This window comes from Microbacterium testaceum, from assembly GCF_003075375.1.
GTDB classification, from domain to species: Bacteria; Actinomycetota; Actinomycetes; order Actinomycetales; family Microbacteriaceae; genus Microbacterium; species Microbacterium testaceum_E.
The window spans coordinates 1-21,433 of the sequence record NZ_QDFT01000025.1; the positions used below are offsets into that span (position 1 = coordinate 1).

A 21,433-nucleotide genomic window follows, 5' to 3' on the forward strand; every position below is an offset into this window, starting at 1 on the left:
SCRCGATGCTCCGCCGGGTCACCCGCCCCGGCGGACGCATCGTGGTCTGCGAGTTCTCGCACCCGCCGTCCCGCGTGTTCAACGGCCTCTACCGCTTCTACAACGATCGGGTGCTGCCGATCGTGGCGAAGGCCGTGAGCTCCAACGCCGAGGCCTACGACTACCTCAACGAGTCCATCCGCGACTGGCCCGACCAGCCGACGCTCGCGGGATGGATGCGGGATGCCGGCTGGGAGGACGTGGCCTACCGCAACCTCTCGCTCGGCATAGTCGCTCTGCACCGCGGCATCCGCCCCGCCTCGTAGCTGCCCTGTCAACCGTCGAGATACCCGCGGTCGCGCCCGAGCGCGCCAGGATAGGCTGAAACCGTGACCCCGAGACCGTCCGCGGCCGGCACCCGCCTGTCGGGCAAGCTGGGCCTGAGCGACCGCATCTTCGCAGGATTGCGTTCGCGCACCCTCCTCTCCACGGTGGAGGCGGGTCTGGCGCGCGTCGAGACCGAGCTCGAGGGCGAGGTGCGCAGCGCCGACAAGCTCGCCGACGTCACCGCGCGGTACCTCTACGAGGCCGGCGGCAAGCGCGTGCGCCCCATGCTCGCGATTCTCACCGCCCAGCTCGGACAGGGCACGACGAAAGAGGTCGTCGAGGTCGCCACGGCGCTCGAGCTGACCCACCTCGGTTCGCTGTACCACGACGACGTCATGGACGGCGCCGACAAGCGGCGCGGCGTCCCCAGCGCGCAGACGGTGTGGGGCAACAACATCGCGATCCTCACCGGCGACCTGCTGTTCGCCCGCGCCAGCCAGCTGATGGCCCGTCGCGGAGAGCGCGCGATCCAACTGCAGGCCGACACCTTCGAGCGGTTGGTCCTCGGGCAGATGCACGAGACGGTCGGACCGCAAGAGGGCGACGAGCCGGTCGACTTCTACCTGCGGGTGCTCGCCGACAAGACCGGCTCGCTGATCGCCGCCGCGGCCCAGTCCGGAGTGATCTACTCGGGCGCCCCCGAGGAGTTCGAGGAGCCCATGGTCGTCTTCGGCGAGAAGGCGGGCGTCGCCTTCCAGCTGCTCGACGACGTGATCGACCTCTCGCCCGACCCGTCCGAGACCGGCAAGGTGCCCGGCACCGACCTGCGCGCGGGCGTGCCCACCATGCCCTATCTGCTGCTGGGTCACCGCTCCGACGCGGCCTCGGCCGACCTGCGCGCACGCATCGACGAGGGCCAGGAGCGCATCGCCGCCGGCGCCGACGCGTCGATCCTCGACACGGCGCTGGCCGAGCTGCGCGACCACGAGACCACGCACGAGACCCTGCGCCTGGCGCACCAGTGGTCGCAAGAGGCGATCGACGCCCTCGCGCCGCTGCCCGACGGTGCCGTCCGCGAGGCGCTGACGCGTTTCGCGCGCGCCGTGGCCGACCGCTCGGCCTGATCCCTTTTCTCCCCCCCCCCCCCCCCCGATCGCGATCGAGAGGAACCCATGACGAAGCTGCGCCTCGCCATCGTCGGAGCCGGCCCTGCCGGCATCTACGCCGCAGACATCCTGCTGAAAGCCGAGCGTCAGTTCGACGTCTCGATCGACCTGTTCGAGCAGTTGCCCGCCCCCTACGGCCTGGTCCGTTACGGCGTCGCCCCCGACCACCCGCGCATCAAGGGCGTCATCACGGCGCTGCGCGAGGTGCTGGACCGCGGTGACATCCGCATCTTCGGCAACGTGCGCTTCGGCGAGGACATCACCCTCGACGACCTCAAGCAGCACTACAACGCCGTGATCTTCTCGACGGGCGCCATCCGCGACGCCGACCTCGACATCCCCGGCATCGACGCCGAGGGATCGTACGGTGCCGCCGACTTCGTGAGCTGGTTCGACGGGCACCCCGATGTGCCGCGCGAGTGGCCGCTCGAGGCCGAGTCGGTCGCCGTCATCGGCAACGGCAACGTCGCGCTCGACATCACCCGCATGCTCGCCAAGCACGCCGACGACCTGCTGCCCACCGAGGTACCCGACAACGTGTACCAGGGGCTCAAGGCCTCGCCGGTCACCGACGTGCACGTCTTCGGGCGCCGCGGTCCCGCTCAGGTGAAGTTCACGCCCCTCGAGCTGCGCGAGCTCGGCGAGCTGCGCGATGTCGACATGGTCGTGTACGACGAGGACTTCGATTACGACGAGGCGTCGAAGACGGCGATCGAGACCAATAAGCAGGTCAAGGTCATCGACCGGGTGCTGCAGCAGTGGCGCACGCGCCCCGGCGTCAACAACGCCGGCGGAGAGGCCTCGCGCCGCCTGCACCTGCACTTCTGGGCCAAGCCCCTCGAGGTCGTCAAGGATGCCGACGGTCGCGTCGCCGCCCTGCGGTACGAGCGCACCGTGCCCGACGCCGAGGGCGGTGTCGTGGGCACCGGCGAGATCCGCGAGGTCGCCATCCAGGCGATCTACCGCGCGGTCGGCTACTTCGGCTCGCCCCTCAAGGACGTCCCGTTCGACGAGCTGCGCGGCGTCATCCCCAACCACGAGGGCCAGGTGCTGTCGGCCGAGTCGAACGCGCAGCTGCCCGGCCTGTACGCGACCGGCTGGATCAAGCGCGGCCCCGTCGGCCTGATCGGTCACACCAAGTCGGATGCCATGGAGACCGTCCGCCACGTCATCAACGACCAGGGCGAATGGTGGCAGCCCGCGCACCCCGAAGAAGAAGCCATCCCGGCGCTCCTCGCCGAGCGCGGCGTGCGCTGGACCGACCTCGACGGCTGGCACCGCCTCGACGAGCACGAGATCGCCCTCGGCGCCCCGCACGAGCGGGCCCGCATCAAGGTCGTGCCCCGCGACGAGATGATCGCGATCTCGCGCGGCGAGTAACCGCAGCGTCGTCGAACCGCCCCGTCCTCGGAGGGGCGGTTCGACGTCTTCGCCCCTCCCGCGCGCGATTATCAGGCACTCCCGGCGGGGGCAAGCCTCGCGGCCGGATTCGCGCGCCGTCGGCAGGATGGACCCACGACGAGGGGGCCGTGTCGGTTCCCGCACCGAGGCGAGGGGGCCGGATGCGAGCGGTGAGACGGATCGTGGCCGGGGTATCGGTGCTCGCCCTCGCGGGCACGCTCGGCGCGTGCGCGGCGGGTGACGGGGTACCGACCCTCACCTGGTACATCAACCCCGACGACGGCGGGCAGGCCGAGATCGCGGCATCCTGCACCGAGGCTGCGAACGGGGCGTACCGGATCGAGACCTCGCTGCTGCCTCGCGACGCCGCGTCGCAGCGCGAGCAGTTGGCCCGCCGCCTTGCGGCGAGCGACCGCTCGCTCGACATCATGAGCCTCGACCCGCCCTTCATCCCCGAACTCGCCGAGCCGGGGTTCCTCGCCCCCGTCCCCGCCGACCTGCAGAACACCGACGGTGTGGTGCAGGGCGCGGTGCAGTCGGCGAGCTGGAACGGAGAGCTCGTCACCGTCCCCTTCTGGGCCAACACGCAGCTGCTCTGGTACCGCAAGTCGGTCGCCGAGGCCGCGGGCCTCGACATGAGTCAGCCGGTCACGTGGGACCAGATCATCCAGGCCGCCGAGGGGCAGAGTAAGCAGATCGGCGTGCAGGGGGCCCTCGCCGAGTCGCTGACGGTGTGGATCAACGCGCTCGTCGCGTCGGCGGGCGGGCAGATCCTCGACAACCCCGACGCCAAGCCCGACGAGATGCAGCTCGGCCTCGAGACCGACGCCGGCAAGAAGGCCGCTGACATCATCGGTCGCATCGGCTCGTCTGGGCTCGGAGGGTCGGGGCTGCCGACCGCCGACGAGAACGCGAGCATGAACCTCTTCCAGGGCGACAACGGGTCGTTCATGGTCAACTGGCCGTTCGTCTACCCGGCCATGCAGGCGGCGGCCCCCGACGTCGTCGACGACCTGGGCTGGGCGGTGTACCCGCGAGTGGATGCCGAGACCCCCGCCGCGCCACCCGTGGGAGGCATCAACCTCGGCGTCGGCGCGTACAGCGAGAACGTCGACCTGGCCTGGCAGGCGGTCTCGTGCATCGTCAGCCCTGAGAACCAGGCGCAGTACTTCGTCACCAACGGCAATCCGCCCTCCAACCTCGCCGCCTACGACGACGCCGAGGTGAACGAGAAATTCCCGATGGCGTCCACGATCGCCGAGTCGCTGCAGCTGGGCGCTCCCCGGCCGCAGACGCCGTACTACAACGAGATCTCCATCGGACTGCAGCGCACCTGGCACCCGCCGAACGCGGTGAACCCCGACGCGACCCCGGAGTCCTCGACCGATTTCATCCTCGCGGTGCTCAGAGGGGAGCGACTGCTGTGAGCGAGACGACACTCACCCGTGCCGCGCGGAGGACGCCGACGTCCGAGCCGCGGAAACCGACCAAGAAGCGCCGGTCCGATCGTGCCCGCGCCGAGGCGCGGCTCGGGTGGATGCTGGCGGGTCCCGCGTTCGGGATCATGCTGCTGGTCACCCTGTACCCGATCGTGCAGGCGATCTGGGATTCCCTGTTCAGCCTGCGTCTGACCGCCCCCGACGACCGCGAGTTCATCTGGTTCCGCAATTACGCCGTCATCCTGGGCGACCCGGCGTTCTGGCAGTCGATGGGGGTGACGCTGTTCATCACCGTCGTCACGGTGCTGCTCGAGCTCATCATCGGTTTCGCCTTCGCGCTCGTGATGCACCGGGCGATCAAGAAGCTGCGCGGATTCGCCCGCACGGCGATCCTCGTTCCCTACGGCATCATCACCGTCGTGTCGGCGTTCGCCTGGTTCTACGCCTTCGACATCAACTCCGGCGGATACGTCAACAACTGGTTGTCGTGGATCCCGGGCTTCGATGAGAGCCTGAACTGGTTCGCCTACCAGGGCACCTCACTGACCGTCATCATCCTCAGCGAGGTCTGGAAGACCACGCCGTTCATCTCGCTCCTGCTGCTGTCCGGACTCGCCCAGGTGCCTGGCGACCTCGAGGAGGCGGCCAAGGTCGACGGGGCGACGTCGTGGGAGGTGCTGCGCCGCGTCATCCTCCCGAACATGAAGGCCGCGATCATGGTCGCAGTGCTGTTCCGCACGCTCGAGGCATTCCGCATCTTCGACAACATCTTCATCATGACCGCCGGTGCCAACAACACCGAGGCGCTGTCGCTCCTGGCGTACAACACCTCGATCGGCCGCCTCGAGATCGGGCTGGGATCGGCCATCTCGGTGCTGCTGTTCCTGAGCGTGCTGATCATCGCGGCCATCTTCATCAAGGGGTTCAAAGTGGACCTGTCGGCGGGGAGGAACTCCTGATGCGCGCGATGACCTGGCCCCAACGGATCATATGGCTCGCGATCATCGCGGCCGTGTTGGTGTGGTCGCTGTTCCCGGTGTTCTCGATCCTCATGACCTCGTTCAAGACGCCGTCTGGATTGTTCTCGGGAACCCTCCTGCCGACGGAATGGACGCTCGACAACTACGCGACGATCCTGGCCCCGGGTGGCAGCGCGCAGGACCTCTTCCTGCCGGCCCTGCGCAATTCGATCGGCATCTCGTTGATCGCGACCTTTATCGCCGTGGTGCTCGCCACGCTGTGCGCGTACGCGATCGCCCGCCTGGACTTCCCCGGTAAGCGCATCATCCTCACGACGGCGCTCGCCGTCTCGGTCTTCCCGATCGTGTCGATCGTCACGCCGCTGTTCAACCTGTGGCGGGTGGTGGGCCTGTACGACACCTGGCTGGGGCTGATCATCCCCTACCTCTCGCTCACGTTGCCGATCTCGATCTGGACGCTCGCGGCGTTCTTCCGCCAGATCCCGTGGGAGCTCGAGCAGGCGGCGCAGGTCGACGGAGCGACGCCCTTCGAGGCGTTTCGGAAGACCGTCGTCCCACTGGCCGCACCGGGGGTTTTCACCACCGCGATCATCGCGTTCTTCATCGCGTGGAACGACTTCGTCTACGGCATCTCGCTGACCTCGACGGATGCCGCCCGCCCGGTGCCCGCGGCCCTGTCGTTCTTCACCGGGGCATCGCAGTTCGAAGAGCCCACCGGCGCCATCTCGGCCGCCGCCATCGTGGTGACGATCCCCATCGTGATCGTCGTCGTCATCTTCCAGCGTCGGATCGTGTCGGGCCTCACCCAGGGCGCGGTCAAGGGTTAAAGGAGCAGCACGTCATGGCATCCATCACTCTGAACAGAATCGTCAAGACCTACGACGACGGCTTCACGGCGGTCAAGGGCGTCGATCTCGACATCGCCGACGGCGAGTTCGTGATCCTCGTGGGCCCCTCGGGCTGCGGCAAGTCCACGTTGCTGCGCATGATCGTCGGCCTCGAGGACATCTCGGACGGGGAGCTGCGGATCGCCGACGAGGTCGTCAACGACAAGGCCCCGAAGGATCGCAATCTGGCGATGGTGTTCCAGAACTACGCGCTGTACCCGCACCTGACCGTGTACGAGAACATCGCTTTTCCGATGCGGCTGAAGTCGAGCGATCTGAGCGACGACGAGATCGACACGCGCGTGCGTCGGGCCTCGAAGCTGCTCGAACTCGACGAGCACCTCGAACGCAAGCCCGCCAACCTGTCGGGTGGTCAGCGTCAGCGGGTCGCGATGGGGCGCGCGATCGTCCGCAACGCCAGCGCCTTCCTGTTCGACGAGCCCCTGTCGAACCTCGACGCGAAGCTGCGCGGTCAGATGCGCACCGAGATCGCGCGGCTGCAGCGCTCGCTGGGGATCACCACGGTCTACGTCACGCACGATCAGACCGAGGCCATGACCCTCGGCGACCGGGTCGCGGTGCTGCGTCGCGGTGAGCTGCAGCAGGTCGCGAGCCCGCGCGGCCTGTACGACCAGCCGGTCAACCTGTTCGTCGCCGGCTTCATCGGCTCGCCGCCGATGAACTTCCTCAGCGGCACCGTCGACGGCGACGTCCTGCGTCTGCCGATCGCCGACGTTCCGCTGGACGACCGGCTGCGCCGAGCCGTCGAGGGCCGCGACCTGGTGATCGTGGGCGTGCGCCCCGACGCCTTCGAGGACGCGGATGCCACCGAGCGCGACCTCGAGGGCGGAGTCACCGCCGAGCTCGATATCGAGATGACCGAGTGGCTCGGCGAGGTGCTTTACGCCTACGTGCCCTACGAGACGGACGAGACCGTGAAAGAGAAGCTGTCCGAGCTCGACCGCGATCTCGACGGCGAGAGCCTGCGGACCGAACTGGTCGTGGCGTTGGATGCCATGAGTTCGATCCGCCCGGGCGATGCGGCGCGACTGTGGTTCTCACCGGACGCGCTGCACCTGTTCGACCCCGAGACCGGGGTCAACCTGACCCGCGACGAGGCGAAGGCCGAGAAGCTCGAGGAGGACGCGCGTGCTGCACGCACGCGCGCCCTCGAGCGGGCCAAGCAGCGGGCCGAGCGCGAGGACGCGTCGGCCCGGCGCTGATCCGCAGCCGGGTCAGTCGGCCCGGTCGGCCGCGGCGAAGGTGTCGGCCATCGCCTGCTCGTCGATCTGCTCGGCGGTGACGCTCGTGCGCGACGCGTAGACGTCGCGGTCGATCTCGTCGGTCCCGTTCGCCACCAGCAGGGCCACCATGGTGTCGCCGTTGACGTTGAGGAAGGTGCGGAACACCCCGGTGAACCAGTCGACGGCGATGAGCAGGCCCACCGCCTCGAGCGGCAGTCCCAGTGATGTGGCGAGGAAGGTGGCCGCGACCGCGAAACCGCCGGGGACGGTGATGGTGCCCATGTTCAGCATGATCGCCAGGGCCATGCCCAGCACGATCTGACCGGGGGTCAGCTCGACCCGTCCCGCCTGAGCGAGGAACAGGATGACGATGGTGTAGTTGAGCACCGCGCCGTACGAGCCCATCGTCAAGCCGACCGACAGGGTGAAGTTCGCCACCCGCTGGCTGATACCGACCTTCTCGACGGCGTTCTTCAGCACGGTCGGGAAGGTCACCGCGGAACTCGTGGTCGTCACGGCGATCACGGTCTGCTCGGCGAGCTTGCCGGGCAGCGCCCACGGGTTCAGGCGGGTGCGGGCGGCGACCACGACGACGAACAGCACCGAGACGATGATCACGCCGATGAGGGTGGCCCCCAGGTACGACAGGGCGCTGGTCACGACGGCGAACCCGACGTCGCCCGCGAGGGCGGCGAGCAGGCAGAAGACGCCCAGGGGAGCGATGCGCATGACCAGTCGGATCATGCCGAGCACGACCTGCTGCAGCTGGTCGAGCGCGGTCACGATGAGGCGGTTGCCGGTGGCGCGCACGTACCCGTTGAGAGCGAGACCGAACAGCAGTGAGAAGACGATGATCGGCAGCATGCTCGCGGTCGACATCGCATTGAAGATGTTGGTCGACACGAAGCCGAGAACGGTCTCCTGCCAGCCGGTCGGCTTCGCCGAGTCCACGATCTTCTGGTCGATCGAGCCGGAGTAGTCGATTCCGACACCCGGCTGCAGCAGCGTCGCGAGCGCCCAGCCGACGAGCGCGGCGACGATCGAGAAGCCGATCATCCAGCCGAATGTGCGGCCCGCCAGGCGTCCCATGCCGCTACCGGTCATTGAGCCGGTGGCGACGATGACGGATGCCATGACCAGCGGGACGATCGCCATCTGGATCAGTCGGATGAACAGGTCGCCGACGAACTTGAGGTTGGCGGCCCATTCACCGGTGAGCAGCCCGACGGCGATCCCGAGGACCGCCGCGATGGCGATGAGGGACGCGGGGTGGGCGAGGACCCTCCACGTTCGCGAGCGTCGGATGGTGGCGGTCGGGGGTGTACTGCTCATGAGTGCTCCTCGGGATCTGGTTCGGGGGGTCGGGCCCATCGTGGGAGCGGGCAGTTTCGCGGAGCCGCGTGGGCTGTTTCGGCGTCGTTAATGTCGGCAGGTTTCATCCCAGGGGTGATTCCCGCACCGCGGCGCGTGAAGACATGGCTTGAGGCGCGCCCGCGGCTGGCGCGGCGGCGGAGGGCTAGCGTAGAACGCGATCGAAGGAGCACCATGATCCCCACCGCCGCGTCCGCGACCGACCGTTACCGCGCCGCGCGCGACGAACTCCTCGCCGCCCGCACCGACCCGGGGCGTGCGGCGGGCTTCGTCTGGCCCCGCTTCGAGGGGGCGTTCAACTGGGCGATCGACTGGTTCGACCCGATGGCGCGCGGAAACGACGCCCCGGCGCTCATCGTCGTCGACGACGACGACACCCACCACACCCGCACCTTCGACGAGCTGGCGCGGCGCTCCGACCAGGTCGCCGCCTGGCTGTCGTCGCAGGGTGTCGCCCGCGGTGACGCCGTGCTGCTCATGCTCGACAACCGCGTCGAGCTGTGGGAGGCGATGCTCGCCATCATGAAGCTCGGCGGTGTCATCGCACCGACCACCACCGCGCTCGGGCGCCTCGACCTCGCCGATCGCATCGACCGCGCCGAGATCCGCCACGTCGTGGTGGGTGCGGCCGACGCCGACAAGTTCGACGACCTCCCCGAGGGACTGGGTCGCATCGTCGTGGGCGGAGCCCACCCCGGCTGGTCGTCGTACGACGACGCTTTCGAGACGGATGCCGCCCCCGCCCGGCATCCGGGAACCACCGCCGACGAGCGACTGCTGCTCTACTTCACCTCGGGCACCACCTCGAAGCCCAAGCTCGTCGAGCACACGCACTCCTCATACCCCGTCGGGCACCTCAGCACCATGTACTGGCTGGGTCTGCAGCCCGGTGACGTGCACCTCGCCATCAGCTCGCCCGGATGGGCGAAGCACGCGTGGAGCCTGTTCTTCGCCCCGTGGATCGCGGGGGCGACGGTGCTCGCGCTCAACTACTCGCGGTTCTCGGCGGAACGACTGCTGTCGGAGCTCGAGCGCGACCGCGTGACGACCTTCTGCGCGCCGCCGACGGTGTGGCGCATGCTCATCCAGGCCGATCTGTCGGGGCGACGCGGGGCGCTTCGCGAGATCGTCTCGGCGGGCGAGCCGCTGAACCCCGAGGTGATCGCGTCGGTCCAGCGCGCCTGGGGTCTCGACATCCGCGACGGGTACGGCCAGACCGAGATGACCGCGGTCGTGGCGAACACCCCCGGCGCCCAGCTGGTGCCCGGGTCGATGGGGCGGCCGCTCCCGGGATGCCCCGTCGTGCTCGTCGACCCCGTGACGGGGGAGCGCGCGGACGAGGGCGAGATCTGCATCGACCTGACGGCGCGTCCGATCAACCTCATGACCGGATACGTGGGGGATGCCGACCGCAACGCCGAGGCGTTCGCCGACGGCCTCTTCCACACCGGCGATGTCGCGCGCCGCGACGAGACCGGCAGCATCACCTACATCGGGCGCACCGACGACGTCTTCAAGGCGTCGGACTACAAGATCAGCCCGTTCGAGCTCGAGAGCGTGCTCATCGAGCACCCGGCCGTGGTCGAGGCGGCCGTGGTGCCCGCGCCGGACGACCTGCGGCTCGCTGTTCCGAAAGCGTACGTCGTGCTCGCCGGCGGGCATGAGGCGGGGGAGCACGTGGCCCTCGACATCCTGCGCTTCGCACGCGAGCGGCTCGCGCCGTTCCAACGCGTGCGCCGCGTGGAGTTCTTCGACCTGCCCAAGACCATCTCGGGCAAGATCCGCCGTGTCGAGCTGCGTCAGCGCGAAGAGGCCGTGTTCCGCGGCGAGATCACCGCGGTCGAGTGGCGCGACGATGCCCTGAGGGGCTGAGCCGGCCCCGCAACCCCCTCGTATCCACGCGCGAGGCGTGTGAGCATCGACGCATGGAAAAGGATCAGAAGCAGCCGTTCGAGAATCCCTCCGTCGACGACGACAGCGACATGCCCTCGCTGATGGACGAGCGCACCATGGGGCGCGAGACCGAGCGCGAGATCACGCAGATGATCAACGGCATCGAGGGCTGACGCCCAAGCTGCTCCTGCGTCACGAGGGCTCGGTCGTGCGGACGAGACCGCAATTCAGGCACGACCACGCCACGAGGAACCGCTCGTCGTCGAGCACCTCGAAGCGCAGCGGTTCGCCGCATGTCGGGCACCGCGGCATCCCGTCGGGAGTGCTCATCGAGCAGCCTCCGGGCGGGGCTCAGCGGTAGTTCGTGAACTGCAGGTCGACGTCGAGGTCGGCGGCCTTGAGCAGGCGCTGCACCTCTTGCAGGTCGTCGCGCGACTTCGACTGCACGCGCAGCTCATCGCCCTGGATCTGCGACTTGACGCCCTTGGGGCCCTCGTCGCGGATGATCTTGCCGATCTTCTTCGCGTTCTCTTGCGAGATGCCCTCTTTGAGGGTCGAGGTGATGCGGTACTCCTTGCCGCTCTGCACCGGCTCGCCGCTCTCGAGGCTCTTGAGCGAGATGCCGCGCTTGATGAGCTTCGTCTGGAAGACGTCGAGCACCGCGTTCGCGCGCTCCTCGGAGTTGGCCTTGATGACGATGGACTCGCCGCTCCACGCGATCGAGGCGTCGGTGCCCTTGAAGTCGTAGCGCTGCTCGACCTCTTTGTGCGCCTGGTTCAAAGCGTTGTCGGCCTCTTGCCGGTCGATCTTGGAAACGATGTCGAACGAAGAATCAGCCATGCCCCCAGGGTACCGGGCGGCCCGGCCGGAGGGGAGCGGACCGCCGGGCCCGGGTGTCGTCGATGACGCACAGGAGCCGCATCGGCAGGTCACAGGTTGGTATCGGAACGCGCGGCGTTTTTGATCCGCGTCCATCTCCGGCTAACTATGTAAGCGCTTGCATAACGAGCTGGGGCCGACGACGTCCACCACGCGGTACGTCTGGTGCCCTTCCCCCCACCAGAGAGGCACACCAATGAAGGTGACATCCACGCGCGCGCTCGGTTTCGGCGCGCTCATCGCCGCGGGCTCGATGCTGCTCGCCGGTTGCTCCGGCGCCGGCAGCGCTCCCCAGGCCAGCGGCGACGCCGCCGCGGCCGGCACCCTGACCGTCTGGGTCGACGCGAACCGCGCCGACGCGCTCAAGGACGTCGCCGCGACGTTCTCGGAAGAGAAGGGTCTGAAGGTCGACCTGGTCGAGAAGGACTTCTCGAAGATCCAGGCCGACTTCGCCGCCCAGGTCCCCACCGGCAAGGGCCCCGACATCACCGTCGGCGCTCATGACTGGCTCGGCGGCTTCGTGCAGGACGGTCTGGTCGCCCCCATCGAGCTCGGCGACAAGACCTCCGAGTTCCAGGAGGTCGCGATCCAGGCGTTCACCGACGAGGGCAAGGTCTACGGCCTGCCGTACGCGACCGAGAACATCGCGCTCATGCGCAACGTCGACCTCGTCCCCGAGGCACCCACCTCGTTCGACGACATGATCGCCAAGGGCGCGGCGACGGGCGTGCAGTACCCGTTCGTCGTCGGTCTGGACCCGGCGAACGCCGACCCGTACCACCTGTACCCGTTCGAGACGTCCTTCGGGAACTCCGTCTTCGCACGCAACGCCGACGGCAGCTACGACGGTTCGCAGCTGTCGATCGGCGACGAGGCCGGCCAGGCCTTCGCCTCGTGGCTCGGTGCGCAGGGCGCCGCGGGCACCATCAACCTGAACCTCACTCAGGACCTCTCGAAAGAGGCCTTCAACTCGGGTCAGACGCCGTTCATCCTGACCGGGCCCTGGAACGTGGCGGATGCCGAGGCCAAGGGCATCAACATCGCCATCGACCCGATCCCGTCGGCCGGCGGTCAGCCCGCGCAGCCCTTCGTCGGCGTGCAGGGCTTCTACCTCAACGCCAAGTCGCAGAACGCGCTCGCCGCGAACGAGTTCCTGGTGAACTACCTCGCCACCGAGCCCGTCCAGACGGCGCTGTACGAGGCGGGCGACCGCCCGCCGGCACTCACGGCCGCCTACGAGAAGGCCTCGGCCGACCCGATCATCGCCGGCTTCGGCGAGGTCGGCGCGCAGGGCGCCCCCATGCCGAGCATCCCCGAGATGGGTTCGGTCTGGGAGTTCTGGGGCGTCGCCGAGGTGTCGCTGCTCAAGGGTGAAGACCCCACCGCCACCTGGACGAAGATGTCCGACGACATCGCGGCCAACATCGCCGGTTGACCCGGCGCCGCGGCGGGCGCGCCCCACCGGCCGCCCGCCGCGGCATCCCTCTTCTTTCCCCCCCCCGGACCTCCCCCCGACCACGAAGGCCTCGACGATGACGGCTCCCCTCCTCGAACACGACACCGCGCCCGAAAACCCGCCCCGCGACCCCGCCGCCGAACGCCGGCGCCGCCGGGCGGAGCGGTACGCCGAAGCAGCTTCCGCCGGATGGAAGGTGTGGCTGGTCAAGATCGTGGCGCTCGCGCTGCTGGATGCCGCCGCGCTCTACGCCGTGATGATGCTCGCCGGCTCCGGTCAGTGGGCGGTGGCCGCGATCGTCGCGATCATCGCGGTCGGCGTGAACGTCGTGTACCTCACCCCCGGCCTGCTGCCGGCCAAGTACCTCACGCCCGGTCTGATCTTCTTGCTGGTCTTCCAGATCTTCGTGGTCGGGTACACCGTCTACATCGCGTTCACCAACTACGGCTCCGGACACAACTCCACCAAGGACGACGCGGTCAACGCGCTCCTGCTGCAGTCGCAGACGCGCGTGGAGGACAGCGCGACCTACCCGGTCACGATCGTCGAGAGCGGGGGAGTGTTCTCGCTCCTGGTGACCGACCCCGACACCGGTGACGCGGCCGTGGGCACCACCGAACAGGCGTTGGAGCCGGTGGATGCCGAGTTCGCGGGCGGGCGAGCGGTATCGGCCGATGGCTACACCTCGCTCGACTTCGCGGGGATCGTCGCGAACCAGACCGCGATCGGGGCCATCGCCGTGCCGATCTCGGACGACCCCAACGACGGGTTCCTGCGCACGACCGACGGTTCGAACGCCTACCTCTTCACCTCGAGCCTCACGTGGGACGCCGCGGCCGACACGATGACGGACACGGCCGACGGCACGGTGTACCGCGACATCGGCACGGGGGCGTTCACCGCCGACGACGGCCAGGAGCTGCTGCCCGGATGGGTCGTGACCGTGGGCGCCGACAACTTCGTGCGCGCCTTCACCGAGGACTCCATCCGCGGCCCCTTCATCGCGGTCGCCGTCTGGACCTTCGTCTTCGCCTTCCTGTCGGTGGCGACGACGTTCGTGCTGGGGCTCTTCCTCGCGATCGTGCTGAACGATCCGCGCATGAAGAGCCGCAAGTACTACCGGGTCGTCATGATCCTGCCCTACGCCTTTCCGGCGTTCCTCTCGGCGCTCGTGTGGGCGGGCATGTTCAACCAGGACTTCGGGTTCATCAACCAGACGATCCTGGGCGGGGCCAGCATCCCGTGGCTGCAGGACCCCCTGCTCGCCAAGATCGCGATCCTCATCGTGAACCTCTGGTTGGGGTACCCCTACATGTTCCTCGTGTGCACCGGGGCGCTGCAGTCGATTCCCGACGACATCACCGAGGCCGGACGCGTCGACGGCGCGAGCGTGTGGCAGATCTTCCGCCACATCAAGTTCCCCTTGCTGCTCGTCTCGGTCGCGCCGCTGTTGATCTCGTCGTTCGCGTTCAACTTCAACAACTTCAACCTCATCTACATGCTCACCGGCGGTGGCCCGCGCTTCACCGACGCCGCCATCAACGCCGGGGCGACCGACATCCTGATCTCGATGGTCTACAAGGTCGCGTTCGTGGGCCAGCTGCGCGACTTCGGTCTCGCCAGCGCCTTCTCGATCGTGATCTTCCTGCTCGTCGGCGTGATCTCGTACATCGGGTTCCGACAGACCAAGGCCCTCGAGGAGCTGAACTGACATGGCGACCGACACCCTGACCCCGACCCGCCCCGCGCGCCGCCCTGTGGGCACGTGGTTCCGCCAGACCGGCTGGCGCCACCTGGTCGGCATCGCGATGCTGATCTTCTCGTCGTTCCCGCTGCTCTACGTGCTGTCGGCCGCGCTGAACCCGGGCGGCACCCTGCTGACCGCGAACGGCCTGTTCCAGACGGTGAGCATCGACAGCTTCGTGCGTCTGTTCTCGCTGCCACAGCAGCCGTTCGCCGCGTGGTTCGTCAATTCGCTCGTGATCGGTCTGGCCACCGCCGTGGGCACCGTCTTCCTCGGGGCGCTCGCCGCGTACTCGTTCTCGAGGATGCGGTTCACCGGGCGTCGCTTCGGACTGCTCAGTCTGCTGCTGGTCCAGATGTTCCCGCAGCTGCTGGCGTTCGTGGCGATCTTCCTGCTCATGACGACCATCGCCGACGTCTTCCCCGCGATCGGGTTGAACACCCAGATCGGCCTCATCATGGTCTACCTGGGCGGGGCGCTGGGGGTGAACACGTATCTGATGTACGGCTTCTTCAACACCGTCCCCGCCTCGATCGACGAAGCGGCCAAGATCGACGGCGCCGGGCACGCGCGCATCTTCTTCACGATCATCCTGCGGCTCGTCGCGCCGATCCTCGCCGTCGTCGGACTGCTGTCGTTCATCGCGACCATGAACGACTTCGTCCTGGCATCCGTGATCCTCGTCGACCCGGCCAAGCAGACGCTCGCCGTCGGCCTGTACCAGTTCGTGTCGCAGGAGACGGCGACCAACTGGTCGGTGTTCGCCGCCGGCGCCGTCCTGGCCGCGGTGCTGCCGATGGCGCTGTTCCTCGCGCTCCAGCGCTACATCGTGGGCGGCCTGACGGCGGGCAGCGTCAAGTGAGGGGATGAGGTCCGGCCCGTTCGCCCGCGGGCGCTCGTAGACTCGGATCCCATGCGAGCACTCACTGAGGACGAGGTCCGTGAGGCCTTCGTCAACGCCGCTCCCGAGGAGCTGCGCGTCGTCGCCCTGCCGCACGACTTCGTCCTGACGGACTGGGACCACCTCGACTTCTTCGCGTGGCGCGATCCGCGCACCCGCGGGCGGGGCTACATCGTCACCGAGCACGAGGGTGAGCCCACCGGCATCGTCCTGCGCGCCGCCGAGGGCCAATCGCGCGCGCGGTCGGCGATGTGCAACCTGTGCCACACGATGCAGCCGGGCGATCAGGTTTCGCTGTTCACCGCCCGCAAGGCGGGCGAGGCGGGCGAGCACGGCGACACCGTCGGCACGTACATCTGCGCCGACATGTCGTGCCACGAGACCGTGCGCCTGGCGGCGCCGCTCGCGCCGAGCGAGATCCGGGCGAGCGTCGACCGCAAGATCGACGGCACCAAGCGGCGCACCGAGGAGTTCGTCGCCCGCGTGCTCGACGCGGCCGAGGTGAGCCGGTGAGCGGGCGCATCGTCGTGATCGGCGACGCCCTGATCGACGAGATCCGCGACGACGCCGGCGTACGCGAGTTCGTCGGCGGCGCCGGGCTCAACGTGGCGGTCGGCCTGTCGCGGCTGGGGGTGCCGGCATCCCTCATCGCGATGGTGGGCGACGACGCCGCGGGGGAGCAGATCCGCGCGTACCTCGCCGAGTACGACGTCGAGCTGCTCGCGAGTCCCGCCGCGCACGGCTCGTCGCGAGCCGTGAGCACCCGCTCGGCCGAGGGGGAGCCCCAGTACGTCTTCAACGACGCCGCGCAGAACCGCCGCGTCGCCTATGGTGCGGCGGAGCGTGCGGCGATCGCGGCCGCCCCGATGGTCGTGGTGAGTTGCTTCCCCTTCGATGACCGAGAGCAGACCGATGCGCTCGTGGATGCCGTGGCCTCGGCCGGAACGCCCCTGGCGATCGACCCGAACCCGCGCAGCGGCATGCTGCACGACCGCGACGAGTTCGTGCGCGGCTTCGAGCGCGCGGCCGCCGGGGCGCTTCTGGTCAAGGTCGGCGAGGACGATGCGCAGCTGCTCTACGGCACCTCGCTCGACGACCTGCGCGACCGGCTCACGGGCCTGGGTGTGGACGCGGTGCTGGCGACCTATGGCGCGGGCGGCGCGGCGATCGTCGCGGGCGGCGTGACGGTGTCGCGCGGCATCTCGAACCTTCCGGGACGCATCGTCGACACGATGGGCGGCGGCGACGCCGTGCTCGCGACGACCGCCGCGCTCGTGCGGGAGCGGTTGCCCGAGGTCGCCGCGGACTGGGATGCCGTGCTCTCGCGCGCCATGGACGTCGCCGCGGCGACGTGCCGCAGCGAGGGCGCGCTGCTGCGCACGCCCGAATGAGGCCGCCGGTGGTTTCGAGCACCCTCTCGGGGATAGTAGAGTGGTTTCTCGCGCCTCTGGTCGACTGAAAAAGCCGGGCGGGTGCGCATCTGGCGAGTTACCCAAGCGGCCAAAGGGATCTGACTGTAAATCAGACTGCATTGCATTCGGGGGTTCGAATCCCTCACTCGCCACAGAACGAGAAAAGGGCACCCGATCGGGTGCCCTTTTCTCGTTGGTCGATCGAGTTGCTCAGCAGGCCGCGAGCAGAGCTTTCGACTTCGTCTCAAGGAAGGCGACGAGGGCGCCCAGGACGTTGACCTCGTTGCCGAGGTTCACGAGGGCGACCGCGGAGAGCTCGATGGTGGCGTCCCGTGCCTCCATCGTGGCCTTCCAGGTGCCCTCGCCGCCCGTGATGGGCTGCAGGTAGGTGATGGTCTTCGCCTCGGTCAAGTCGACGACGATCAGGCCCGCGTCGGGATCGGACTCGTCATCCTGTTCCAGGACGCGGATGTCACTGCCGGTGAGGTACCCGAGCGCGCGGAACTCCGCGAGCCACGACTCGAGCAGAGACATGTCGAGCAGCTTGCGTACGGGCACAGGTCACTCCGATCCATTCACGTGAATGTCACGCGTCCCCGACAGTATGCATCATGCGCGAGGGGGCTGGACCGGAGCGAGCCGCAGTGGTATCAAGCGGCGCGGACCGGGCGGCCGGCCGGGCGTGCGGTCCGCACGGGCGTGTGGCTCGCCTCCTCGGCGGCTTCCCACGTGCGGGTGTCGACGACGAGGCCCGAGGCGGCGTTGGCCTGGTCGGCCAGGGTGCGCAGGTAGTCGCCCACGAGCTGCTCGGGCTCGGGGGACTCGAACACGAAGCGCAGCGGGATGGACGGCTGCAGCCAGATCGTCGATCGGCCCGTTTCTCCCTCGACGCCTGTCCACGTGAGCGTGAACGATTCGCCTCGTCGCAGCTTCGTCGACGCGATCACCTTGATGTAACCCATCAGGCGATCGGGAAGCGAGATGGGGGCCGTGTCGGAACCGTAGAACAGCGTTGCCATGATGATCTCCTTCGTCGAGTAGCGGGGCGCGGTCGATTTGTAATCTATCACGTATTTCACAAACTTAATTATTTTCGTGAAATATTCATTTTTCTGACTATGGTGAGAACAGCGGTCGGCCGGACCGCATCGAGGAGGTGGATGCCGTTGTCGCTTCCTTCTGCCCTGTTGTCCGCGCTCGATGACTACGTCGTGATGCGAGAGGCCGTGCTGGCGCAGGCGCGTCGCGACCTCGGCGTCAGCGAGCTCGAGGCGGCCGCCCTGGCGCGCATCGCCGAGGAGCCCGGCATCCGTCCCTCCAATCTGCGCGGACACCTCGGAGTGACCGCGGCGGGCGTGACGACCCTGGTCGACCGTCTGATCGGGCGCGGCCTGCTCCGACGCGAACTGGATGCCGAGGACCGCCGGGTCAATCACATCTACCTCGAGGTCGACCTCGACGCCGAGCCGTGGGTCGCCCTCCGGCGTTTTCCCCGCGACGTGGACGCGGCCATCCGCGACGAGCCGGCCGATGGCGTCGCCGCCGCAGCCGCCCTGCTGACACGGATCACCGAGCGGGTGCGCTCGCGCGCGTAACCCGCCCGTCCGCGAGGGCGATCACCTGATCGGCCTGGGCGATGAGTCGGTCATCGTGGCTGACGCACACCACGGTCGCCCCCCGTGCGATCTCGGCGGCGATCGCGCGCCGGTTCAGCTCCGCGCTGGCGGCGTCCAGTCCGGTCGTCGGCTCGTCGAGCAGCAGGACGTCGGCACGGCGCGCCAATCCCTGCGCGAGGAGGGCCCGCTGGCGCTGTCCCCCCGACAGTGAGCCGAACGGCGTCCGCGCGAGCGCGGTGATGTCGAGCTGCCGCATGGCCACGTCGATGTCGTCGCGGAGCGCCGGGCAAAGGCGCCGGATCGCGCCGACGCGTCCCCACGCGCCGACCGACACGATCTCGCGCACGGTGACGGGCAGGTGCTCCGAGACGGCCGCGCGTTGAGGAACGAAGGCGCGCGTCCGCGCCCCCGCCTCGACCCGACCGGCCGAGGGCGTGCGGGCGCCGGCGAGCACCTCGAGCAGCGTCGACTTGCCCGCTCCGTTTGGTCCGACGATCGCGGTGATCCGCCCCGCGGGGACGGTCAGGTCGACGCCGGCGAGGGCCTCGACGCCGTCGAAGGCGACGCGCAGGCCGGTCGCCGTGAGGGCGGAGGGGAGGGTCACGGCATCCATCATACGAGTTTGAGAATCGTTATCACTTAACGCTACGGTCGGTCCTCGTGTCCTGGCTCTTCGACCCCTTCTCGCTCGAGTTCGTCCAGCGCGCCCTGCTCGGCGGCGTGCTGGTGTCGGTGCTGTGCGCCGTCGCCGGGACGTGGGTGATCGTGCGGGGCATGGCCTTTCTCGGCGAGGCGCTCGCGCACGGCATGCTGCCCGGCGTCGCCCTGGCGACGGTGCTCGGCGTCCCGGTGCTGCTCGGCGCCGCCGTGAGCGCCATCGCGATGAGCCTGGGCATCGGCGCCCTGCAGCGCCGCGCCAAGCTGTCGTACGACACGAGCATCGGGCTGCTGTTCGTCGGCATGCTCGCGCTCGGGGTGATCGTCATCTCGCACGCCGGGAGCTTCGCCACGGATGCCACGGCCATCCTGTTCGGCGACATCCTCGCCATCGCGCCCGGCGATCTCGTCGTCCTGGGCCTGGCCGCCATGATCGGCATCGGGGCGGCGATCCTCGCCCACCGCCCGCTCGTCGCCCTCGCGATCGACGAGCGCGTCGCGCGCGTCCTGGGCCTCGCCCCGCGCGTCGCGCAGGCCGTGCTCGTCGGGCTCGTCACGCTCGCCGTCGTCGCCTCGTATCAGGCGGTCGGCTCGCTGCTGGTGGTCGGGCTGCTCGTCGCCCCGGCCGTCGCCGCGCGGCAGTGGACAGCGCGCATCGCAACGACCATGGTGCTCGCCGCGGTGATCAGCGCGGCCGCGGTCGTCGTCGGACTGCTCGTCTCGTGGTACGCCGCCACCGCCGCCGGCGCGACCATCGCCGCCGCCGCGATCGCCGCCGCGGGGGTGTCGTGGGGGCTTCGCGCCGCTGTCACCGCCGCGCGCCGGCGCACGGCATCCCCTCTTCCCCTTGCCGCCTGACCGGAAAGCCCCCATGCCCCACTTCGTGACCCGACGGCTCGCTCCTCTCGGCGGGCTGCTCGTCCTCGCCCTCGCCGGCTGCGCCGATACCGCGGCTCCGCCCGCCGCACCCACCGCCGACACCCACGGCGAGATCGCCGGTGCCGCCGAGCTCGCCGAGCCCGCGCTGGGCCTGACCTGGATCGCCGCGGACGGCCGGGTGTCGCACCTCGACCTGCTCGACGAGACCACGACCGACCTCGGCGCCGTCCCCCCGCCCGAGGCGATGCACTCCGACGGCCGCTACCTGTTCGCCGCCGACGACGCGGGCGTCTCGATCGTCGACAGCGGCGTGTGGACGTGGGACCACGTCGACCACTTCCACTACTACCGCGCCGAGGCGCGCATCCTCGGCGAGGTCGAGGGCGGCGGCGTCGCGACCGTCGCGACGTCGAACTCGTCCACGACCGGCGGCACGGGGCTGTTCTTCCCCGCCTCCGGCGAGGCGGTGCTGCTGGACACCGAGGCGCTGTCGCGGGGGGAGGTCGTCGAGCGGTTCCGCCTCGAGCGTCCGGCCGGGCCGGGCCTGGTGGTGCCCGCCGGGTCGTTCGCCGCGGTCGCCGCCGGGGGAGAGGTCACCCTCCACACCGCCGACGGCGAGCCCCTCGGCGAGACCACCGCGTGCGAAGATCCCGCCGGCACGATCACGACCCGCGTCGGAGCGGTGATCGGATGCCGCGACGGCGCCCTGCTCGTCACGGTCGACGCCGCGACCCCCGTCATCGAGCGCATCCCCTACCCCGCGGACACGACGGCCCCGCGCGCGACGGCCTTCGCCAACCGCGAGGGTCGACCGACCGTCGCCGCGGTCGCCGGGGACGCCGGGATCTGGATGCTCGACACCCGCGAGCGCGCGTGGACGCTCGTGCCGACGCCCGAGCCGGTCGTGCAGGCCACCGCCGTCGACGACAAGGATCACCACCTGCTCGCGCTCACGGCCGACGGCCGAGTGCTCGTCCTCGACGGGCGCACCGGGGCCCTGCGCGCCTCGTCCGCCCCGCTCGTGGGCGAGAGCCTCGCCGCCGCGCACCCCGTCTCGCTCATCGCCGACCAGCAGCGCGCCTACCTCAACGGCCCCGACGAGCAGCGCCTGTGGGAGCTCGACTTCGCCGACGGGGCACGCGTGGCGCGGGAGTTCGCCCCGGCCGCCGCGCCGCTGTTCGTCGCCGAGACGGGACGCTGAC

The 21,433-nt window shown here is 69.3% G+C and carries 23 protein-coding genes and 1 tRNA gene; 18 read left to right on the top strand and 6 right to left on the bottom strand.

All coding sequences use genetic code 11. The features are described 5' to 3' along the window. From DC432_RS10590 to DC432_RS10620, 7 genes are all read left to right on the top strand, one after another. Positions 1-305 (top strand): class I SAM-dependent methyltransferase (locus DC432_RS10590; protein ID WP_165801246.1); only part of this gene is annotated, 305 nt, incomplete at its 5' end. A gap of 63 nt (positions 306-368) precedes the next feature. Continuing rightward, complete coding sequence (locus DC432_RS10595) at positions 369-1,430, top strand: polyprenyl synthetase family protein (protein ID WP_108318809.1); 1,062 nt, start codon at positions 369-371, stop codon at positions 1,428-1,430. Between the two features lie 48 nt (positions 1,431-1,478). Continuing rightward, the gene (locus DC432_RS10600) at positions 1,479-2,852 is read left to right on the top strand and encodes an FAD-dependent oxidoreductase (RefSeq protein ID WP_116537872.1); all 1,374 of its coding nucleotides are present in this window, start codon (positions 1,479-1,481) and stop codon (positions 2,850-2,852) included. Between the two features lie 182 nt (positions 2,853-3,034). Continuing rightward, a complete protein-coding gene (locus tag DC432_RS10605) occupies positions 3,035-4,300 on the top strand; it encodes an extracellular solute-binding protein (RefSeq protein WP_116537873.1) in 1,266 nt (421 codons plus the stop codon). Beyond that, positions 4,297-5,271 carry a carbohydrate ABC transporter permease gene (locus DC432_RS10610; protein ID WP_108318815.1) on the top strand — a complete coding sequence of 325 codons (975 nt, stop codon included), beginning with the start codon at positions 4,297-4,299 and terminating at the stop codon, positions 5,269-5,271. The genes DC432_RS10605 and DC432_RS10610 overlap by 4 nt, the downstream gene beginning before the upstream one ends. Further along, on the top strand, positions 5,271-6,119 hold the full coding sequence (locus tag DC432_RS10615; protein ID WP_207770803.1) for a carbohydrate ABC transporter permease: 849 nt from the start codon (positions 5,271-5,273) through the stop codon (positions 6,117-6,119). Before DC432_RS10610 ends, DC432_RS10615 begins: the two co-directional genes overlap by 1 nt. Before the next feature lie 14 nt (positions 6,120-6,133). Beyond that, entirely contained in the window at positions 6,134-7,402 is a 1,269-nt protein-coding gene (locus DC432_RS10620; protein WP_108318817.1) for an ABC transporter ATP-binding protein, read from the top strand. A gap of 12 nt (positions 7,403-7,414) precedes the next feature. On the opposite strand, the gene DC432_RS10625 is transcribed toward DC432_RS10620, so the two are convergent. Beyond that, positions 7,415-8,755, bottom strand: a complete 1,341-nt coding sequence (locus DC432_RS10625) for a dicarboxylate/amino acid:cation symporter (RefSeq protein ID WP_116537874.1) — start codon at positions 8,753-8,755, stop codon at positions 7,415-7,417. A 213-nt stretch (positions 8,756-8,968) separates the two neighbouring features. Between DC432_RS10625 and DC432_RS10630 the strand changes: the two genes are divergently transcribed. Next, positions 8,969-10,666: an AMP-binding protein gene (locus DC432_RS10630; RefSeq protein WP_116537875.1), complete on the top strand. Its 1,698-nt coding sequence runs from the start codon at positions 8,969-8,971 to the stop codon at positions 10,664-10,666. A gap of 53 nt (positions 10,667-10,719) precedes the next feature. Beyond that, on the top strand, positions 10,720-10,860 hold the full coding sequence (locus tag DC432_RS16425; protein ID WP_165801247.1) for a hypothetical protein: 141 nt from the start codon (positions 10,720-10,722) through the stop codon (positions 10,858-10,860). 19 nt (positions 10,861-10,879) lie between these two features. Here the strand turns inward: DC432_RS16425 and DC432_RS16430 are convergent, their stop codons facing one another. Together DC432_RS16430 and DC432_RS10635 are read right to left on the bottom strand one after the other, a co-directional pair. Next, complete coding sequence (locus tag DC432_RS16430) at positions 10,880-11,017, bottom strand: hypothetical protein (RefSeq protein ID WP_165801248.1); 138 nt, start codon at positions 11,015-11,017, stop codon at positions 10,880-10,882. A gap of 21 nt (positions 11,018-11,038) precedes the next feature. Continuing rightward, on the bottom strand, positions 11,039-11,527 hold the full coding sequence (locus DC432_RS10635; RefSeq protein WP_076677322.1) for a YajQ family cyclic di-GMP-binding protein: 489 nt from the start codon (positions 11,525-11,527) through the stop codon (positions 11,039-11,041). A 235-nt stretch (positions 11,528-11,762) separates the two neighbouring features. Here DC432_RS10635 and DC432_RS10640 point away from each other — a divergent pair, with 235 nt between their 5' ends. The 6 genes from DC432_RS10640 to DC432_RS10665 all read left to right on the top strand — a co-directional run bounded on the left by DC432_RS10640 (position 11,763) and on the right by DC432_RS10665 (position 17,231). Continuing rightward, positions 11,763-13,001, top strand: a complete 1,239-nt coding sequence (locus DC432_RS10640; RefSeq protein ID WP_116537876.1) for a sugar ABC transporter substrate-binding protein — start codon at positions 11,763-11,765, stop codon at positions 12,999-13,001. Positions 13,002-13,098: 97 nt separating this feature from the next. Further along, positions 13,099-14,733 (top strand): ABC transporter permease subunit, encoded by a 1,635-nt coding sequence (locus DC432_RS10645; protein WP_116537877.1) that lies wholly within the window; start codon positions 13,099-13,101, stop codon positions 14,731-14,733. A gap of 1 nt (position 14,734) precedes the next feature. After that, positions 14,735-15,628 (top strand): sugar ABC transporter permease, encoded by an 894-nt coding sequence (locus DC432_RS10650; protein WP_116537878.1) that lies wholly within the window; start codon positions 14,735-14,737, stop codon positions 15,626-15,628. Positions 15,629-15,679: 51 nt separating this feature from the next. Next, entirely contained in the window at positions 15,680-16,180 is a 501-nt protein-coding gene (locus tag DC432_RS10655) for an FBP domain-containing protein (RefSeq protein WP_108317550.1), read from the top strand. Then, positions 16,177-17,058 (top strand): PfkB family carbohydrate kinase, encoded by an 882-nt coding sequence (locus tag DC432_RS10660; protein WP_116537879.1) that lies wholly within the window; start codon positions 16,177-16,179, stop codon positions 17,056-17,058. The genes DC432_RS10655 and DC432_RS10660 overlap by 4 nt, the downstream gene beginning before the upstream one ends. Positions 17,059-17,149: 91 nt before the next feature. After that, positions 17,150-17,231 (top strand) — tRNA-Tyr (locus DC432_RS10665). A gap of 58 nt (positions 17,232-17,289) precedes the next feature. Here DC432_RS10665 and DC432_RS10670 read toward each other — a convergent pair. Together DC432_RS10670 and DC432_RS10675 are read right to left on the bottom strand one after the other, a co-directional pair. Continuing rightward, on the bottom strand, positions 17,290-17,637 hold the full coding sequence (locus tag DC432_RS10670; RefSeq protein ID WP_108317554.1) for a hypothetical protein: 348 nt from the start codon (positions 17,635-17,637) through the stop codon (positions 17,290-17,292). A 92-nt stretch (positions 17,638-17,729) separates the two neighbouring features. Then, on the bottom strand, positions 17,730-18,098 hold the full coding sequence (locus DC432_RS10675; RefSeq protein WP_116537904.1) for a hypothetical protein: 369 nt from the start codon (positions 18,096-18,098) through the stop codon (positions 17,730-17,732). 141 nt (positions 18,099-18,239) lie between these two features. On the opposite strand from DC432_RS10675, the gene DC432_RS10680 reads away from it, so the two are divergent. Next, complete coding sequence (locus DC432_RS10680; RefSeq protein WP_207770804.1) at positions 18,240-18,674, top strand: MarR family winged helix-turn-helix transcriptional regulator; 435 nt, start codon at positions 18,240-18,242, stop codon at positions 18,672-18,674. Here the strand turns inward: DC432_RS10680 and aztA are convergent. Then, positions 18,646-19,299, bottom strand: coding sequence for a zinc ABC transporter ATP-binding protein AztA (gene aztA, locus DC432_RS10685; protein WP_243393097.1), 654 nt, complete (start codon positions 19,297-19,299; stop codon positions 18,646-18,648). The genes DC432_RS10680 and aztA overlap by 29 nt on opposite strands. A gap of 56 nt (positions 19,300-19,355) precedes the next feature. On the opposite strand from aztA, the gene aztB reads away from it, so the two are divergent. After that, the gene (aztB, locus tag DC432_RS10690; protein ID WP_116537882.1) at positions 19,356-20,210 is read left to right on the top strand and encodes a zinc ABC transporter permease AztB; all 855 of its coding nucleotides are present in this window, start codon (positions 19,356-19,358) and stop codon (positions 20,208-20,210) included. 13 nt (positions 20,211-20,223) lie between these two features. After that, positions 20,224-21,432, top strand: coding sequence for an ABC transporter (locus DC432_RS10695; RefSeq protein ID WP_116537883.1), 1,209 nt, complete (start codon positions 20,224-20,226; stop codon positions 21,430-21,432). Position 21,433 lies beyond the last annotated feature (1 nt).

Excerpts from the sequence above, each read along its gene's own strand:
- DC432_RS10600 (WP_116537872.1), top strand. The coding sequence starts at position 1,479 with ATGACGAAGCTGCGCCTCGCCATCGTCGGAGCCGGCCCTGCCGGCATC.
- DC432_RS10605 (WP_116537873.1), top strand. The coding sequence starts at position 3,035 with ATGCGAGCGGTGAGACGGATCGTGGCCGGGGTATCGGTGCTCGCCCTC.
- DC432_RS10615 (WP_207770803.1), top strand. The coding sequence starts at position 5,271 with ATGCGCGCGATGACCTGGCCCCAACGGATCATATGGCTCGCGATCATC.
- DC432_RS10620 (WP_108318817.1), top strand. The coding sequence starts at position 6,134 with ATGGCATCCATCACTCTGAACAGAATCGTCAAGACCTACGACGACGGC.
- DC432_RS10625 (WP_116537874.1), bottom strand. The coding sequence starts at position 8,755 with ATGAGCAGTACACCCCCGACCGCCACCATCCGACGCTCGCGAACGTGG.
- DC432_RS10630 (WP_116537875.1), top strand. The coding sequence starts at position 8,969 with ATGATCCCCACCGCCGCGTCCGCGACCGACCGTTACCGCGCCGCGCGC.
- DC432_RS16425 (WP_165801247.1), top strand. The coding sequence starts at position 10,720 with ATGGAAAAGGATCAGAAGCAGCCGTTCGAGAATCCCTCCGTCGACGAC.
- DC432_RS16430 (WP_165801248.1), bottom strand. The coding sequence starts at position 11,017 with ATGAGCACTCCCGACGGGATGCCGCGGTGCCCGACATGCGGCGAACCG.
- DC432_RS10635 (WP_076677322.1), bottom strand. The coding sequence starts at position 11,527 with ATGGCTGATTCTTCGTTCGACATCGTTTCCAAGATCGACCGGCAAGAG.
- DC432_RS10640 (WP_116537876.1), top strand. The coding sequence starts at position 11,763 with ATGAAGGTGACATCCACGCGCGCGCTCGGTTTCGGCGCGCTCATCGCC.
- DC432_RS10645 (WP_116537877.1), top strand. The coding sequence starts at position 13,099 with ATGACGGCTCCCCTCCTCGAACACGACACCGCGCCCGAAAACCCGCCC.
- DC432_RS10650 (WP_116537878.1), top strand. The coding sequence starts at position 14,735 with ATGGCGACCGACACCCTGACCCCGACCCGCCCCGCGCGCCGCCCTGTG.
- DC432_RS10655 (WP_108317550.1), top strand. The coding sequence starts at position 15,680 with ATGCGAGCACTCACTGAGGACGAGGTCCGTGAGGCCTTCGTCAACGCC.
- DC432_RS10675 (WP_116537904.1), bottom strand. The coding sequence starts at position 18,098 with ATGGCAACGCTGTTCTACGGTTCCGACACGGCCCCCATCTCGCTTCCC.
- DC432_RS10680 (WP_207770804.1), top strand. The coding sequence starts at position 18,240 with ATGCCGTTGTCGCTTCCTTCTGCCCTGTTGTCCGCGCTCGATGACTAC.
- DC432_RS10695 (WP_116537883.1), top strand. The coding sequence starts at position 20,224 with ATGCCCCACTTCGTGACCCGACGGCTCGCTCCTCTCGGCGGGCTGCTC.